This is a genomic window from Ruegeria sp. AG6 (assembly GCF_056541565.1).
Map to the genome: position 1 here is coordinate 79810 of NZ_JBQFYQ010000006.1, position 15539 is coordinate 95348.

The 15539-nt window shown below is 59.7% G+C and carries 18 protein-coding genes; 14 read left to right on the plus strand and 4 right to left on the minus strand.

The genetic code is table 11. From position 1 onward, the window contains the following. Positions 1-101: 101 nt before the first annotated feature. Positions 102-656: a YqgE/AlgH family protein gene (locus ACR0I0_RS13675; protein ID WP_480491846.1), complete on the plus strand. Its 555-nt coding sequence runs from the start codon at positions 102-104 to the stop codon at positions 654-656. Here the strand turns inward: ACR0I0_RS13675 and ACR0I0_RS13680 are convergent, their stop codons facing one another. Then, complete coding sequence (locus tag ACR0I0_RS13680; RefSeq protein ID WP_171635008.1) at positions 657-1607, minus strand: L-threonylcarbamoyladenylate synthase; 951 nt, start codon at positions 1605-1607, stop codon at positions 657-659. 138 nt (positions 1608-1745) lie between these two features. Here ACR0I0_RS13680 and ACR0I0_RS13685 point away from each other — a divergent pair, with 138 nt between their 5' ends. From ACR0I0_RS13685 to ACR0I0_RS13715, 7 genes are all read left to right on the plus strand, one after another. Next, entirely contained in the window at positions 1746-3449 is a 1704-nt protein-coding gene (locus ACR0I0_RS13685) for an acyl-CoA dehydrogenase (RefSeq protein WP_480491848.1), read from the plus strand. Then, entirely contained in the window at positions 3449-4495 is a 1047-nt protein-coding gene (locus ACR0I0_RS13690; protein WP_209834702.1) for an MBL fold metallo-hydrolase, read from the plus strand. Before ACR0I0_RS13685 ends, ACR0I0_RS13690 begins: the two co-directional genes overlap by 1 nt. Before the next feature lie 4 nt (positions 4496-4499). Next, complete coding sequence (locus ACR0I0_RS13695) at positions 4500-4952, plus strand: DUF6173 family protein (protein ID WP_170346311.1); 453 nt, start codon at positions 4500-4502, stop codon at positions 4950-4952. A 56-nt stretch (positions 4953-5008) separates the two neighbouring features. Next, positions 5009-6850, plus strand: a complete 1842-nt coding sequence (locus tag ACR0I0_RS13700) for a glycerophosphodiester phosphodiesterase (protein WP_480491851.1) — start codon at positions 5009-5011, stop codon at positions 6848-6850. Beyond that, positions 6837-7376: a hypothetical protein gene (locus ACR0I0_RS13705; RefSeq protein ID WP_480491853.1), complete on the plus strand. Its 540-nt coding sequence runs from the start codon at positions 6837-6839 to the stop codon at positions 7374-7376. Before ACR0I0_RS13700 ends, ACR0I0_RS13705 begins: the two co-directional genes overlap by 14 nt. 89 nt (positions 7377-7465) lie before the next feature. Continuing rightward, positions 7466-7600 (plus strand): aa3-type cytochrome c oxidase subunit IV, encoded by a 135-nt coding sequence (locus tag ACR0I0_RS13710; protein ID WP_050604020.1) that lies wholly within the window; start codon positions 7466-7468, stop codon positions 7598-7600. Between the two features lie 17 nt (positions 7601-7617). After that, on the plus strand, positions 7618-8250 hold the full coding sequence (locus ACR0I0_RS13715; RefSeq protein ID WP_480491855.1) for a hypothetical protein: 633 nt from the start codon (positions 7618-7620) through the stop codon (positions 8248-8250). On the opposite strand, the gene ACR0I0_RS13720 is transcribed toward ACR0I0_RS13715, so the two are convergent. Then, complete coding sequence (locus ACR0I0_RS13720) at positions 8239-8571, minus strand: AzlD domain-containing protein (RefSeq protein ID WP_480491857.1); 333 nt, start codon at positions 8569-8571, stop codon at positions 8239-8241. The genes ACR0I0_RS13715 and ACR0I0_RS13720 overlap by 12 nt on opposite strands. Beyond that, complete coding sequence (locus ACR0I0_RS13725; protein WP_210093352.1) at positions 8568-9284, minus strand: AzlC family ABC transporter permease; 717 nt, start codon at positions 9282-9284, stop codon at positions 8568-8570. The genes ACR0I0_RS13720 and ACR0I0_RS13725 overlap by 4 nt, the downstream gene beginning before the upstream one ends. 49 nt (positions 9285-9333) lie before the next feature. Between ACR0I0_RS13725 and ACR0I0_RS13730 the strand changes: the two genes are divergently transcribed. The 6 genes from ACR0I0_RS13730 to ACR0I0_RS13755 are packed head-to-tail and all read left to right on the plus strand — an operon-like array spanning position 9334 to position 14542. Next, entirely contained in the window at positions 9334-10221 is an 888-nt protein-coding gene (locus ACR0I0_RS13730; protein ID WP_480491946.1) for a formate dehydrogenase accessory sulfurtransferase FdhD, read from the plus strand. Next, a complete protein-coding gene (locus ACR0I0_RS13735) occupies positions 10218-10757 on the plus strand; it encodes a hypothetical protein (RefSeq protein WP_480491859.1) in 540 nt (179 codons plus the stop codon). The genes ACR0I0_RS13730 and ACR0I0_RS13735 overlap by 4 nt, the downstream gene beginning before the upstream one ends. Beyond that, entirely contained in the window at positions 10754-11398 is a 645-nt protein-coding gene (gene mobA, locus ACR0I0_RS13740; RefSeq protein ID WP_480491861.1) for a molybdenum cofactor guanylyltransferase MobA, read from the plus strand. Before ACR0I0_RS13735 ends, mobA begins: the two co-directional genes overlap by 4 nt. Then, positions 11395-11886 carry a molybdopterin-guanine dinucleotide biosynthesis protein B gene (gene mobB / locus ACR0I0_RS13745; protein WP_480491862.1) on the plus strand — a complete coding sequence of 164 codons (492 nt, stop codon included), beginning with the start codon at positions 11395-11397 and terminating at the stop codon, positions 11884-11886. The genes mobA and mobB overlap by 4 nt, the downstream gene beginning before the upstream one ends. A gap of 20 nt (positions 11887-11906) precedes the next feature. Next, positions 11907-13952, plus strand: a complete 2046-nt coding sequence (locus ACR0I0_RS13750) for a molybdopterin-binding protein (RefSeq protein ID WP_480491948.1) — start codon at positions 11907-11909, stop codon at positions 13950-13952. Then, positions 13949-14542, plus strand: a complete 594-nt coding sequence (locus ACR0I0_RS13755; protein ID WP_371807761.1) for a GNAT family N-acetyltransferase — start codon at positions 13949-13951, stop codon at positions 14540-14542. Before ACR0I0_RS13750 ends, ACR0I0_RS13755 begins: the two co-directional genes overlap by 4 nt. Here the strand turns inward: ACR0I0_RS13755 and ACR0I0_RS13760 are convergent. Continuing rightward, complete coding sequence (locus ACR0I0_RS13760) at positions 14539-15534, minus strand: hypothetical protein (protein WP_480491864.1); 996 nt, start codon at positions 15532-15534, stop codon at positions 14539-14541. The two genes, ACR0I0_RS13755 and ACR0I0_RS13760, sit on opposite strands and share 4 nt — an antisense overlap. Between the last annotated feature and the right edge of the window lie 5 nt (positions 15535-15539).

Below are 15539 nucleotides of genomic sequence, written 5' to 3' on the forward strand. Positions count from 1 at the left end.
CGGTCACCGCGCTGAAATCTGTCGAAATACGGGTTGGTCTCTTGCAAACTGGGGTGCGGCAGGGCCATTGTTGACGTGAACGGACAAAGAGATGAAGGCCCATGGACCTGACCGGAAAACTGTTGATTGCGATGCCCGGAATGGGCGATCCGCGATTCGACCATTCGGTGGTGTATATGTGCAGCCATGGCGACGATGGCGCCATGGGATTGATCGTGAACAAGCCTTCGGATCTGCGAATCAAGACGTTGCTGGGGCAACTGAACATCGCCTGCAGTATCCCGGTGATCGGAGAGCGCCTTGTGCATTTCGGTGGCCCGGTCGAGATGTCGCGCGGATTTGTCCTGCACAGCGCCGATTACGAGGCCAATCTGCATTCGATGCATATTTCCGCGGATTTCAGCATGACGGCGACGCTGGATGTGCTTGAAGATCTGGCCTCTGGCAGCGGACCACTGAATTCGATGCTGACGCTGGGCTATTCCGGCTGGGGGCCAGGTCAGCTTGAGGACGAAATCGCGATGAACGGCTGGCTGACCACCGAAGCGACGACGAAACTTGTCTTCGACGTGCCTGATGACGACAAATGGGAAGCTGCCTTGGCGACGCTCGGGGTGGACCCTCTGACGTTGTCCGCCAGCGCAGGCCGGGCCTGATCAGCTGTCGCGTGGCGCAGCGGCGCGGCGCAGCCTGTCGTTGATTGCAGCCCCCAATCCGGTGTTCGGGATCGGAGATACGGCAATGGGTCGCCCGGTCTCGTTCAACCTGTGAAGGGCTGCAAAGAGGTTCGCGGCCGCCTCGGTCAGACGTCCTTCGACAGACAGGTTCAGGTCGCAATCCACCGCTCCAAAGCCCAGCAGAACCTCATCCCCGTGACGCGCAGTGGCGTTCAGGCGGACCGGGGCGTCGGGCGCATAATGCGACTGCAACTGTCCCGGAGCGGTCAGCAGATCGCCGGATTGGTGCAGGTGCAGGTGCAGGTTCAGCACGCTTTCGATCCGGTCCAACGCAACGCCGCCCGGACGCAGCAATGTGAGCTCTCCGGCCAGACCGACAATGGTGGATTCCAGCCCCACCGCACAGGGGCCGTCGTCCAGAACAGCCGCGATCCTTCCGCCAAGACCGGACCACACATGAGCCGCCGTCGTGGGGCTGATCTGACCCGAGGGATTAGCCGAAGGGGCCGCGACCGGTCCGTCAAAGTCGGCCAGCAGCGCACGCGCCGTCGGATGCGCAGGCACCCGCACGGCCAGAGTGTCCAGCCCGGCGGTCACCAGCGAGGAAACCCCGTGCCCTTCGCGCAACGGCAGAACCAGGGTCAGAGGACCGGGCCAGAAGGCCTGTGCCAGCTGCTCGGCCAGATCCGACCATTGCACAAAGCGCTGGGCCGCTTCGACCGAGGCGACATGGGCGATCAGCGGGTTGAAGCTGGGCCGTCCCTTGGCCTCGTAAATCGATGCGACGGCCTGTCCGTTGCGGGCATCGCCGCCAAGGCCATAGACCGTTTCGGTCGGAAAAGCGACCAGAAGACCCTGGCGCAAAAAATCGGCAGCCTGCGCGATGCCGCCGGGATCTGCCGTCAATTCCTGTGTGCCGGATGAGATCATATCTGATGACGCCGCGTTTTGGTTGCCTGGAACTTGAGGTAAGGTACGTAATCGGTTCAGGCCCACACGCTTACCGGCGCTTGCATTTGATTCCAAGCCCGCCGATGTATTCTGATCCGTTAGACCCCGAGAGAAATCATGCCATATCGCGCCCCAATCTCAGATTATCAATTTCTGCTGGACCATGTCGTCGGGTTCGACCAGGTCGCCGCCACCGAGATTTTCGAAGATGCCAGCGCCGATGTCGTCACGGCCATCCTGACCGAAGCGGCCAAGATGAGCGAAGAGGTTCTGGCCCCGTTGCAGCGTGCCGGTGATCTGGAACCGGCTCGGCTTGAGAATGGCGTGCTGCGCAGCTCTCCGGGTTATGCCGATGGCTGGAAGGCGATTGCTGAAGGCGGGTGGATCGGGATCAGCGCTGATCCCCAATTCGGCGGAATGGGCCTGCCGATGGCTGTCACCACTGCCGTGAACGAGATGATGAGCGCCGCTTGCCTTTCGCTGCAACTTGCTCCGCTGATGGCGCAGGGCCAGATCGAGGCGTTGGAACACCACGCCAGCGACGAATTGAAGTCGCTGTATCTGCCCAAAATGATTTCGGGTGAGTGGTCTGCGACCATGAACCTGACCGAAGCTCAGGCCGGATCGGATGTGGGTGCGCTGACCTCGAAGGCCGAGCCAAATGGTGATGGCACATACTCGGTGACCGGGCAGAAGATCTTCATCTCTTGGGGCGACAACGACTTTGCTGAAAATGTCTGCCATCTGGTTCTGGCCCGTCTGCCGGATGGTGTGCCGGGCACCAAGGGCATTTCCTTGTTTCTGGTGCCGAAATACATCCCCGATGCGGATGGCAATTCCGGCCTGGCCAACGACCTTAAGGTTGTTTCCGTCGAACACAAGATGGGCCTGCATGGCTCACCCACCTGCGTGATGCAATATGACGGCGCCAAAGGATGGCTTGTCGGTAAGGAACATGGCGGTATGGCGGCCATGTTCACCATGATGAACAACGCCCGCCTGGGCGTGGGTGGCCAGGGTGTGGGCGTTGCGGAAGGCGCCTATCAGCACGCTTTGGCCTATGCGCTGGAACGCAAGCAGGGCAGGACGCCTTCTGGTACGATAATCGATCATGCGGATGTGCGTCGCATGATCATGGATATGCGCGCCGATATCTTTGCCGCTCGGGCTATTCTTCTGGCCAATGCGACCGCGATTGACATGGCGAAAGCCACCGGCGACGCCGATTGGGCCGCGCGGGCCGCGTTGTTGACGCCAATCGGCAAGAACTTTGGGGCCCGGACCGGGATACGCGTGGCCGAAACCGGCGTACAGGTGCATGGCGGAATGGGCTTTGTCGAAGAAACAGGCGCGGCGCAATATTCCCGCGATGTTCGCGTGACCGCGATTTACGAGGGAACCGACGGCATTCAGGCCATGGACCTTGTTGCGCGCAAAATGATGGACGGGGGCGAGGCGGCGTCGAACCTTCTGGACGAGATCGAAGAACAGGCCGAGCGCGCGCGCGCGACGATGCCCGATCTGGCCGGTCCAGTGTGGGAAGCAACAGAAACCCTGCGCGAGGCAACCGAATGGTTGGTGGCACAGGACGACATGAACGACCGATTTGCAGGCGCAACGTCCTATCTTCAGGCGTTTGCCCGGGTTCTTGGCGGGCATTATCACCTGTCCGCGGCACTGGCCGATCCGGAAGGACCGCGGGCCAAACTGGCGCGCTACTACATCAACGCCTTGTTGCCCGAGCATTCCGGGCTTCTGACGCGGGTGCAAAGCGGTGCGGGTGACCTCTTTTCGCTCAGCCCGGATGAGTTGGCGGCGTGATGGACGGGGATCGCGTATCGGGGATCAGATATCCGTGGGCTGAACCGCCCGCGCCGGGCGAAGCCGTCGAAGTTGCCGAGGGTGTACTGTGGATGCGCCTGCCTCTTCCGATGGCGCTGGATCACGTCAATATCTACGCGCTGGACGATGGCGAAGGTTGGACGGTGATTGACACCGGGCTGTCGTCAAACAAGACGCGGCGTATCTGGGAAACCCTGATGGGCGGGCCTTTGAAAGGCAAACCGATCACCCGTGTTGTGGTGACGCATCATCATCCAGACCATGTCGGCAATGCCGGGTGGTTTCAGTCGGAACACGGGGCTGAGTTGGTCACAAGCCGTACCTCATGGCTGTTCGCGCGGATGCTGACGCTGGATGTGCAAGAGACATGGCCGCAGGAAACGCTTGATTTCTATCGCAGCGCCGGCATGGCACCCGAGGTTCTAAATGCGCGGATGAAGGATCGTCCGTTCAACTTTGCCGACACGGTTTACCCCATGCCGCTGGGCTTTGCCCGGATCAAGCAGGGCGACGTGATCCGAATGGGAGGGCGCGACTGGGATGTGCATATGGGCAATGGTCACGCGCCGGAACACGCCACCTTCTGGAGCCGTGACGACAATCTAGTGTTGAGCGGCGATCAGATTCTCAGCTCGATCAGTCCCAATCTGGGCGTCTATGCCACGGAACCGATGGCCGATCCGGTTTCAGCGTGGCTGGAAGCCTGCGAGCGGTTGCAGACGCTTGCCCGGCCCGATCATCTGGTTCTGGGCGGGCACAAGCTGCCGTTTTCGGGCCTGCCGCTGAGGATGAAACAGCTGATCGACAACCACCACGGCGCGTTGGGCCGCCTGTTGAAACATCTGGATCAACCCAGAGCGGCCGCAGATTGTTTTCTGCCCCTGTTCAAACGCACGATCCGCGAAGGCGAATATGGGCTTGCGCTGGTTGAGGCGGTTGCGCATGTGAATCATCTCTACCACATTGGTGCGGTAACCCGGACGCAACGCGCTGACGGGGCATGGCTGTACCAGCGCAAAGGGTAGAAGAATGCAGGACCAGATCGAAACCTCGGCCGAGGCTGCCGAAGCCGCCGCTTTGCCGCGGTGTCACGAGGTGCACGCGGATCCCAATGCCGAATCCGGAGCCAAGGACCTGCCCGAGGGGTTGAAGAAGCCAGTTGCCAACAAAAGCCCGGCGCAATGGGCTTACGAGCGTCTGATCATGTATATCCAGAACTTTGAAAAGACTCTGGACGGCGATCACGAAGTCGCGATGGGCTTTACCGGCGGCGATGCCGGCGTCATGCGGATCGAAGGGATGGGGTATTTCGACCCCGACATGATCACCTTTTACGGATCCGACGGAACCGGGGCCCGCACGCAATTGGTGCAGCATGTCAGCCAGTTGAACGTGATGCTGCGCGCCCTGCCCAAATCGGTCGAGGACAAACCCGCCAACCGCATCGGTTTCCGTCTGGCGGCGGATCTGGAAGACAGCTGACTTGCAATTCACGCTTGCGCGCCTTTGAATGACTGCATCAGTCCGGAGGCGCCCACGTGACAAGATTTTTTCAAGCAGTAACACATGCCTATGCAGGTGCCTGGGAACGGCGCCGGGTCTATGTGCCAATTTATGTCGCTGTGCGCTTGCTGCTGGTGGCGCTGATCGCGCCGGGTGTGGCTGTGGCTGTCAATCTGGCGGTCTCTCTGTCAAATCAGACCGCTCTGACCGATCAGGACATTGCGATGTTCCTGCTGTCTCCGGCAGGGTTCATTGCGGGTGTTGCGGTACTCAGTCTGTTTTTGCTGGCTGAGGTTATTGTGTTCGCGGTCATGGCCGGGTCCTTGCGTATGGGAGAAAATGACCCTTGGCGCGCAGGCAGTGCGGCACTGGCACTGAACCTGTCCCGCTTTCCGGCGCTGTTCGGATTTGCCGTTCGGTTCATCCTGCGCGTCCTGCTGCTTGCCCTGCCGTTTGTGGCCGTCGCGGGGTTGATCGCATGGTGGACGCTGACGGAATATGACATCAACTATTACCTGACATTCCACCCTCCGGCCTTTCAGGTGGCCGTGGTACTGATCGGGCTTGTCGTTCTTGCGTTGGCATGGGTGTTGATCCGCCGTCTGTCGGGATGGGCGCTGGCGTTGCATCTGGTCCTGTTCGAGGGGGCCTCACCACGCGGAGCATTTGCGAAAAGCGAACAAAAGATGGAAGGCAAGCGCGGGCGTTTGAAGATTGAGCTTGCCCTTTGGCTGGGACTGCGGCTTGTGATTGCAGCTTTGATTGCGGCGGTGGCCAGTCTGTTGTTTGCAGTTGTGCCCTTGCAGGAAGGCGGCAGCCTCAGACTGGCGTTGATCCTCAGCCTGATCATTGCGGGGCTTTGGTCCCTGGCGGGGTTGGTTCTGGCGGCGACGGCGCTGGGCGCATTGGCGGTCTTGCTGGACGGCTTCTTTGAAGCTGAGACCAAGGACGTTCCCCATCCCGAACCCCGAAGGATTCGCGTGCCGGTTCTTGTCACTGTCGCGACGGCCTTGGCCGCATTGGGCGTGGGCTTCTGGCTTGGGCAAAGCTTGCTGGAACGCGTGCAGGCGCCGGATCAAGCCGAGGTCATCGGCCATCGGGGCGCTGCGGCCTTGCGACCTGAAAACACAATGGCCTCGGTCCTGAAAGCGATCGAGGATGGAGCGGACTGGGTTGAGATAGACGTTCAGGAAACGGCGGATGATGTAGTTGTCGTGGCCCATGACAGCGATTTCATGAAGTTGGCCGGCGTCAACCTGAAGGTCTGGGATGCGACGATGCAGGATGTTGCTGATATCGACATCGGAAGCTGGTTCGGACCGGAATACGCCGCAGAGCGGACCCCGACCCTGCGAGAGGTTCTGGAAGCGGCCAAGGGCAAGTCGAAGGTTCTTATCGAGCTGAAATATTATGGTCACGACGTCGATCTGGAAAATCGGGTGATCGGCCTTGTCGAAGAGCTAGGGATGCAGAAAGACGTTGCCACCATGTCGCTGAAATACCCGGCCGTGCAAAAGATGGAAAAGTTGCGGCCCGACTGGCGCTCTGGTGTGCTGGCGGCCACGGCCATTGGGGATCTGTCGGGGCTGGAAGGTGAATTTGTCGCCGTCAATGCAGGCATGGTTACACCTGGGCTGATCCGCAAAGTGCAGGACGCTGGTAAGGATATCTATGTCTGGACGGTGAATGATCCGTTGCAGATGTCCAGGATGGCATCGATGGGTGTGGATGGTTTGATTACCGACCGCCCGGCCATGGCCAATGAGGTTTTGCGCGTCCGCGCTGAAATGGGGCCGGGCGAGCGGCTGTTGCTGTGGCTGGCAACCACCTTTGGATTGCAGGTCGATACAGAGGCAATGCGCGATGAAAGTCCTTAACATGGCGCTGTTTCTGTCTCTGCTGCCACTGTCGGCATGGGCACAGGATCTGATGCGCGGATTTGAGATGCCGGGCCACCGTGCCCTGATCGAGCAAAGCAAGGACGCCGAACTGACGCCGTTTGAAACCGATGGCTGTTCAGGCGGGTTGTCAGCCAGTTGGCGCTGGGTGGCAAAGCAATTCCCACAGGTTGGCGCGCTATATCAAGAGCACCCGCCGTGGGAGTACTGCTGCGTCATCCACGACCGGGCATATCACAATGCTGGCGGTGCAGAGACAGCCAACGAAAGCTATGAGGCACGTCTGGCAGCGGATGACGCCTTGCACGCCTGTGTGGTGCAGCACGGAGACAACCATGCCGAGGACTATGCCGACCAGTACGACATGTCGCCTGAACAGATTCGCAGCGTGCACGCGATCACTGCGGATGCAATGTACGGGGCGGTGCGATTCGGTGGCGGGCCGTGCAGCGGCCTGCCCTGGCGGTGGGGGTTCGGGTATCCCGGTTGTTCGGTTCTCAAGTAACAGCGTCCTGCGCGCGAATGACGTGGTGACAGGCGTTCTGTTTTCTATTATCCAACAGATCAAACACGCGAATTGGGAATCTGAGACTCATGGCTGAACACAAGCACGGCGAAATGGACATCACGGTCCAAACCAAGACATTCAACGGTTTCATCAAAGCCACCACGTGGTGTGTGGTCGCCATTGCCTTCCTTTGCCTGTTCTTGGCGGTTTTCGCCTCCTAATTGTTTCGGGGGCTGACTTGCTCAGGATATTGATTGCTTGCTTGCTGGCGGCGACAGTGGCGGGCTGCGCCAATTCGAACCGACCACAGGCGGATCGGAACGAAATCGTGTCCCGGTCCTACCGTGATCCGGGGCCAGCGACCCTGACGCTGTACACAATGATCAACACACGCACCGGATCGGGCGCGCATACGTCGCTGATGATCTCGGGCAGCGAGCGGGTGATCTTTGACCCTGCCGGTTCGTTCCGGGCGGATGTGGTTCCGGTGAAGGATGATGTGCTTTACGGCATTACCCCGGCGGTCGAACGAGCTTATCGCAGCTCGCACGCGCGTGAGACGCATTATGCCCGCATACAGACCATTCAGGTGAGCCCGCAACAGGCTGAAATCGCCTTGCAACTGGCAAAGCAATCCGGTCCGGTCGCTGGCGCGTTCTGCACCAACTCGACTGCCCAACTGTTGAAGCAGGTACCGGGGTTCGAGCAGATTGATGTGACGTTCTATCCGGTGAACCTGTCGGAACAGTTCGCGCAGATTCCGGGCGTCGTGACTGAAGAATATCGGGAAAATGACGATGCGGATCTGCAAAAAGGTTTGGCGGCAAACAATGCGCGTCTCAACCAGCTCGACGCTGTCTCAACTCAGTAGATAAAGCAGACCATAGAGCGTGGCGGCCCCGGAAAAGATGGCCGCTATCACGTTTTTGCTGATCACTCCCACCGCCAGGGCAACGGCTGCCGCCGACATTCGTGGCAGATCAGGTTGCCCTTCGGTGGCAGAGGGCCAAACGACCAGCGGTGCGATCAATGCAGGAAGGATGGCCACTGCTGTATATCGCAGGTGACGCAGCAGCCAAGGCGGCATCGGGCGATCACCCACAAAACCGATAAAGACAAAGCGCAGCGCATAGCTGCCGATGGCAAGCCCGATGATAATGGCCCAGATGGTGACGGAATTGGGCTGAGTCATAACTGCGTCTTTCTACGTTCGAGGATCAGTTCCGCCTGTGCTCCGGCAATCATTCCAGCGCATCCGGCGATCAACAGGCCCAGATTGAACGGGATTACGACGGTCAGCAAAGATACCGCAATGGCCACAAGGGCCGCGACCACATGTGCAAAGGTCCGCATCATCGGCCCTATCATGGCCAGAAAGGTGATCGGCAGGGCAAAATCCAGTGCCCAGCTTTCCGGTATTTGCGCACCCAGCACTGCGCCCAGATAAGTGCCCAGAATCCAGAGCGGTGTGATCGGCGTGACAGAGCCCACGAAATAAGCCATCCGTTGCGGCACTGACAGGTCGGGCTCTTTCTCGAACCGCACGATCGAGCAGGCATAAGATTGATCCACGGTCAGGTATGCCGCAAAGGCACGCTGCCACATGGGCGCGGAACCCAGGTAAGGTGTCAGTGATGCGGAATACATCGCCATACGCAGATTCACAGCCAGCGCCGAGACTATGATGATCACGGTCGGGGTGTTGTCCTGCAACAATTGCAACGCCGCGAATTGCGCGGCACCTGCAAAAACGGTCGATGTAAAGGCCATCGTCTGGACAAGCGTCAACCCGGCTTCGGTCGCAAAAACACCGAACAGCAGGCCAAAGGGCACGGCGACGAAGACAAACGGCGTCCCATCCCGAAAACCTTTCCAGAAGTATGACTTGGATGTGGCAGAGGCCATGGCTAAATCCTATGGTGATTCATGCAGCAGTAACTGTCTTGGGAAGGGGTTGCAATTGGCCACGGAATTCGATCTGTCGGACTATCTTATCGCCCCTGATCCGGCTGCGATGCGCCTGACCCGAGCGGTCGAGGGTGTGGATCAGAACGGTGAAATCAGCCAGATATCTGTGGTCGAGGAACGCCCGCTTACGATCTTTCTCAATTCGCAGGAAATCGTGACGGCGATGACGATTGGCGATTATCCCGAATATCTTGCGCTGGGCTTTCTGCGCAATCAGGGGATGCTGCTGTCGGATGATGAAATCACGCGCGTGGAATATGACGACGACCTTGAAACCGTGATCGTCCGAACCGCGCGCGAAACATCTTATGAAGACAAACTGAAGAAAAAGACCCGCACCAGTGGGTGTGCCGTGGGTACTGTGTTTGGCGACATGATGGAGGGCCTGGAAGACGTACAACTGCCACAGGTTCAGGTGCGAACTTCCTGGCTGTATGATCTAGCCTCGAAGATCAACCGCACTCCGTCGCTGTACCTCGAAGCCGGAGCGATTCACGGCACGGTCCTGTGCCGTGAAAACCGCCCGCTGGTCTATATGGAGGACGTGGGCCGCCACAACGCCGTCGACAAGATCGCAGGTTGGATGTTGTCCGAAGGCGAGGGTGCGGTGGACAAGATCCTTTACACTACAGGTCGCCTGACATCCGAGATGGTGATCAAAACGGCTATGATGGGTATTCCTGTATTAGCGTCTCGTTCGGGTTTCACCGCTTGGGGCGTCGAGATCGCGCGCGAGGTTGGGCTGACTTTGATTGGTCGGATGCGCGGACAGCGCTTTGTCTGCCTGTCGGGCGAGGACCGCCTGTTGCGCGACGTGGATCCGTCAACCGTTGCGGTCGAAGACAAGAAGCATCGTCGGAAGAGTGCGGGATGAGCGCGATGTATTTCTTTCTCTTGATCCCACCGTTTGTGATTTCTATCGGGTTGCTTTGGCTGATGCTCCGCGCCCATCGTCGCTATGAACTCTGTAAAAAAACGCTGGTCGATGGCATGGGAGTGCTTGATGAAGACACGCTCAGTGTTTTGGGCTGGAAAAGCCGCAGGTTCGTAAGTGGCTGGGAAACCCTTGCCGTATGGATGCCTGGATGGCAGTCCGTTGGGCTAGACTACCAACTGCAACAGCAAGACCTTCAGCGCGTGGCGATACAAGGGTTGCCAAAAGCAATTGCCCACATTCCAACAGTAGAACTATCAGCGCGGATGTATCGCTTGGTGTTCTGGTGCTTTGTAGCTCCTGGAACGTTCATAGTTCTAACTTTTGGATCGGTGCACATTGCGCAATGGCTTGACGCTTCTTTGTCAATTTCACCAAGAGTTTCTTATTTGGTTCTTTTGGTTGTCTTTCTCGTTTCTGTTCTTTTGCCTATGACCAAGCTCAAAAGATGGCCTGACATCGAGGACCAATCATGACCAAACCCCTCGGCATTATCCTCGCAGGTGGACAGGCGACCCGGATGGGCGGCGGTGACAAGGGCCTGTTGCAGATCAATGGGCAAAGCTTGCTCTCACATGTGATTGACCGTTTGTCCCCACAGGTCAGTGGGCTGGCTCTGAACGCCAACGGCGACCCCGAGCGGTTTTCGGACCTGAACCTGCCTGTGCTTCCTGACACAATCGAAGGGTTTGCGGGGCCTTTGGCCGGGGTTTTGGCCGGGCTCGACTGGGCGGCAGAGCGAGGCGCGGACAGCATTGTGACCGCCGCTGCAGACACGCCATTCTTCCCGCGCGATTTAGTGGTGCGGTTGCAAGATGCGGCAGCGGGGCAGGTGCACCCTCTGGTTCTGGCCACAACCCCGCGCACCGGGGACGAGGCGCTGAAATCCGGCGGTGGCAAGCGGGTTAACCGGCATCCGACCTTTGGCCTCTGGCCGGTAGCGCTGCGCGACGATCTGCGGGTGGCGCTGACGGACGGGCTGCGCAAGGTGGTGCTGTGGACCGATAAACATGATGGGCGCGAGGCTTTGTTCGACGCCGACCCGTTTGACCCGTTCTTCAACGTCAACACGCCGGAAGATCTGGTTCACGCCCGAACATTGTTGGAGCAGGCATGAGGGTCTTTGGCGTCACCGGCTGGAAGAATGCTGGCAAAACCGGACTGATGGAACGGCTGGTGGCCGAGATCACAGGCCGTGGCTTTACGGTGTCGACTGTCAAACATGCGCATCACAGTGTCGATGTGGATCAACCCGGCACCGACAGTCACCGCCACCGCATGGCAGGGGCCAGTGAAGTTCTGCTTGCCTCAGGTCAGCGCATTGCCATGATGCAAGAGCTGCGCGGCACGCCAGAGCCCCCTTTGGCCGATCTGTTGGCCCGGCTTTCACCGGTTGATCTGGTGCTGATTGAAGGTTTCAAGCGCGAAGACCATCCCAAGATCGAAGCTTTCCGCGCTGAGGCGGGCCATGCGCTGATGGCCCCAAAGAACACGACCATTCGGGCCGTGGCCAGCGACACTCCGCTGGATTTGGACCGCCCGGTCTATGATCTGGACGATACTGCCGGGATTGTTGACTTCATCCTGAAAGAGGTTGGTTTGTGAGCCTGTTCCAGACCTTTGCAATGGTGGATTGGTCTGGCGGAAACGACACCGGGCCGACCCCGCGCAAGGATGCGATCTGGGCCTGCATTGCACGAAACGGAAAAGCGTTTGACCCCGAATACCTGCGCAACAGGCGGATAGCCGAGCAGAGGTTGGATGCTCTGATCCGGGCCGAGCTTAAGGCCGGTCGCCGTCTGCTTCTTGGGTTCGATTTTCCTTTTGGATATCCTTGCGGCTTCGCACGGGCGATGACCGGAACGGACGATCCGCTGGTGTTGTGGGATTGGTTCGACCAACAAGTCGAGGATTCTCCGAAGGCCAACAACCGCTTTGATCTGGCGGGTCGGATCAACCTTCAGTTTGGCGGCCGTGGTCCGTTCTGGATGAATGGATTGCGCCGAGATATTAACGGCCTGCCGCGTACCAAATCGGACTATTCCAACCCGTTCCCGAACCGTCGTGTCGTTGAGACTTTGGCAAAAGGAAGCTTCACCTGCTGGCAGATGGCAGGGGCAGGCGCGGTTGGTGGCCAAGTCATGATGGGGCTGCCGATTCTGAACCGGCTTCGCCACCGGTTTGCCGGGCAAATCTCGGTCTGGCCGTTCGAGCCGCTGGATAAACCTGTTGCCTTCGTGGAAATCTGGCCGTCTTTGATCCTTGGCGCTGCACCGGATGGGCGGATCAAGGATGCCTGGCAGGTTGAACAGGTCGCCTTGACTCTGTCGCGTTTGACAGAGCAGGAGTTGGATGCGCAATTGAACGTCTCAGCGGCAGAGGAAGGTTGGATATTGGGTGTACCTCAGGACAAGCCGAACATAGCCCCGCCCCCGTTGCGGAACGATTGCTTCGCGTTGCCCGCCGGGGTCAACTGGACACCGGTGGATGAGGCGCTGGCCTGTTTGCGTGACAGGCTGCACCCGATTACCGCGTCTGAGACGATGGCGCTGACCCTGGCATGCGGGCGCGTTCTGACCGGGGATGTGGTCGCCCGACGCTCGAATCCGCCGCAACCGAATTCGGCCGTGGATGGGTACGGGTTTGCCGGTCCCGCCCCTGATGGCCCACAGATCATGCCATTGGTTGACGGGCGCGCGGCGGCAGGGATCCCGTTCGACGGTGACGTGCCTGAAGGCCGGGCCTTGCGCGTGCTGACGGGGGCGGCGCTGCCCGCCGGTGTCGACACGGTCATTCTGGAAGAGGATGTCACGGTCAAGGACGGCCACATAGCCTTCCACGGCCCGCTGAAAAAAGGCGCCAACACACGGCGCGCGGGAGAAGATGTGGCCGCAGGCGATATCGCCCTTCCTGCCGGGCGCAGGCTGACCCCTGCCGATCTTGCGCTGCTGTCTGCCGTGGGGATTGCCGAAGTCAACGTGCGCAAACCGCTTCGCGTGGCCGTGGTCTCTACGGGCGATGAATTGGTCGAAGCCGGAGAGAACGCTGGTCCGGGTCAGATTTTCGACGCCAATCGCCCGATGCTGCTGTCCTTGATCGATCGTATGGGGTTCGTACCCGTGGATATGGGGCGTGTTTCGGATGATCGGGACGCCTTGCGGGATCGATTGGATCAGGCCGCAGAGCAGGCGGATGTGATTTTGACCAGTGGCGGCGCGTCAGCGGGTGACGAAGACCATGTTTCGGCCCTTTTGCGTCAGGCCGGAGCGATGCAGCACTGGCGCATTGCGTTGAAACCCGGGCGGCCGCTGGCTTTGGGTTTGTGGTCTGGCGTGCCGGTGTTTGGCCTGCCCGGAAATCCGGTTGCCGCCATGGTCTGTACGTTGATCTTCGCGCGTCCGGCCTTGGGGCTGATGTCCGGCGAAGGCTGGGCTGAACCGCAAGGTTTCGAAGTGCCTGCCGCCTTTGAAAAGCGCAAGAAGCCCGGTCGCCGGGAATATCTGCGCGCCCGAATGCGGGACGGGCGGGCCGAGGTCTTCCACTCGGAAGGATCAGGCCGGATCAGTGGCCTCAGCTGGGCTGAAGGGTTGGTTGAAATCGAGGACGGTGCGCGCCATGTCAAACCGGGCGATATGGTCCGGTTCCTTCCTTATGGAAGTTTCGGGTTGTGACGGTCACGATTTCCAGAGGGTTCGCCGATCAGGAACGCGCGCAAGCGGCGGTACTGTTCTGGCAGGCATTTGCGGCAAAGCTGGGCAAAGTCATGGGGCCGGACGAAAAAGGACTGGCTTTCTTTGAAATCGCATTGAACCCGGATTTCGCGCTGGTTGCACGGGATGAAGCGGGCCGGATGCTGGGGCTGGCAGGTTTCAAGACACGCGACGGCTCTTTTGCGGGGGGCAATATGTCTGATCTGGCTCGGGTCTATGGCTGGTTCGGGGCGACCTGGCGCGCCTTGGTTCTGAGCGTGCTGGAGCGCGAACTGAAACCGGGCGTGTTCCAGATGGATGGTATTTTTGTCGCTGCCGAGGCGCGCGGCAAAGGAGTGGGCACGGCATTGCTGAATGCCATCAAGTCCGAGGCCCGCAACCGAGACATCTCAGAGGTTCAGCTTGATGTCATCGACACGAACCCCCGCGCCCGCAACCTTTACGAGCGCGAGGGATTCCAGCCCCGGGGTCAAGAAAAAACCGGACCGCTGAAGTATCTGTTCAATTTCAGCAGCGTGACCAAAATGTCGTGGATTGTCGGGGCGGATTAATCAAACGTGCCCGCCACGCGACCCAGCAACATGAATGCGCGGGCCGTTCGGGTTTCACCCAGTTCACTCAGTTCCGCATCGCTTGCCGTGGGTTCGAACTCGGCCATCATCTTGTCAAACCGGCGCAGGAAATGGTGCGCGGCGTCGCGGAAAATCGGATCCTGTTTCATCCGGGCTGCCGTCAGCGCAAGTGAGGATCTGTCGCGTACCCCCCCCAGCGCCGCCACGGCGCGCCCGCGTGTGCCCTGGGCGAACTGGCGCCAGATTTCTGGCCGGGCCTTGTCGGGCCGCAGGTCATCCATGTAGATGCCTTCCTGGCTGAGCAGCGTCAGAACATCCTGCGAAGCTTGCACAAGCTGTGCCGTCTTGCGGTCCTTCAATGCAACACGCAGCGCATTGAACCCCTCGGTGTCATCCTGCGTTTCGGGGAAGTTCAGGGCGCGGATGAAAACCTCGGTACTCAGCGGCGGTGTGATCTCTTCCGCAAGTGTGCCCAGCTCCAACGAGGTCTGGTCGCCCTGAGCGGAACTCTGCGCGGCCGTTGCAGAGCGCGCTGTGCGTTTGGTCGAGAACGTTGCCAAGGCGTCTTCGGTTTTCCGTGTGGCCGCAGCGATTTCATCCAGCTTTTTTGTCACCGCAGGTTCATAGGTGCTGGAGGCGCGCTGCTGCTGCGCCACATAGGCCTGCCGGATCGCGTCGATTGCCGTTTGCAACCGCGCACTTTCCTCTCGCATCACACGGCTGGCGCGCATCGCGGTGGCCGCAACCCAGATCATCGCCACGGGCATGAACACGGCCAGAAAGGCGACGACAAAGCCGCCGTTCTGCCCCTGACCGGGCAGCACGAGAAAGACGACCGACACCACCAGCCAGATCAGGCTGAGTACCAGTGCGGCAATCTCGATTTCGGTGACAGCCGGAGTCTTCGGGCGATCATAGATGCCCAGCGACGTCGGCTTTTCGGTTTCCGGGTCAGGTTTTGGCCCCGACATTACAT

What these genes read in the sequence shown, in the direction of transcription:
- ACR0I0_RS13725 (WP_210093352.1), bottom strand. Translation starts at nt 9,284, where the DNA reads ATGGCCTCTGCCACATCCAAGTCATACTTCTGGAAAGGTTTTCGGGAT.
- ACR0I0_RS13720 (WP_480491857.1), bottom strand. Translation starts at nt 8,571, where the DNA reads ATGACTCAGCCCAATTCCGTCACCATCTGGGCCATTATCATCGGGCTT.
- ACR0I0_RS13685 (WP_480491848.1), top strand. Translation starts at nt 1,746, where the DNA reads ATGCCATATCGCGCCCCAATCTCAGATTATCAATTTCTGCTGGACCAT.
- ACR0I0_RS13710 (WP_050604020.1), top strand. Translation starts at nt 7,466, where the DNA reads ATGGCTGAACACAAGCACGGCGAAATGGACATCACGGTCCAAACCAAG.
- ACR0I0_RS13750 (WP_480491948.1), top strand. Translation starts at nt 11,907, where the DNA reads ATGGTGGATTGGTCTGGCGGAAACGACACCGGGCCGACCCCGCGCAAG.
- ACR0I0_RS13675 (WP_480491846.1), top strand. Translation starts at nt 102, where the DNA reads ATGGACCTGACCGGAAAACTGTTGATTGCGATGCCCGGAATGGGCGAT.
- ACR0I0_RS13735 (WP_480491859.1), top strand. Translation starts at nt 10,218, where the DNA reads ATGAGCGCGATGTATTTCTTTCTCTTGATCCCACCGTTTGTGATTTCT.
- ACR0I0_RS13695 (WP_170346311.1), top strand. Translation starts at nt 4,500, where the DNA reads ATGCAGGACCAGATCGAAACCTCGGCCGAGGCTGCCGAAGCCGCCGCT.
- mobA (WP_480491861.1), top strand. Translation starts at nt 10,754, where the DNA reads ATGACCAAACCCCTCGGCATTATCCTCGCAGGTGGACAGGCGACCCGG.
- mobB (WP_480491862.1), top strand. Translation starts at nt 11,395, where the DNA reads ATGAGGGTCTTTGGCGTCACCGGCTGGAAGAATGCTGGCAAAACCGGA.
- ACR0I0_RS13680 (WP_171635008.1), bottom strand. Translation starts at nt 1,607, where the DNA reads ATGATCTCATCCGGCACACAGGAATTGACGGCAGATCCCGGCGGCATC.
- ACR0I0_RS13690 (WP_209834702.1), top strand. Translation starts at nt 3,449, where the DNA reads ATGGACGGGGATCGCGTATCGGGGATCAGATATCCGTGGGCTGAACCG.
- ACR0I0_RS13705 (WP_480491853.1), top strand. Translation starts at nt 6,837, where the DNA reads ATGAAAGTCCTTAACATGGCGCTGTTTCTGTCTCTGCTGCCACTGTCG.
- ACR0I0_RS13760 (WP_480491864.1), bottom strand. Translation starts at nt 15,534, where the DNA reads ATGTCGGGGCCAAAACCTGACCCGGAAACCGAAAAGCCGACGTCGCTG.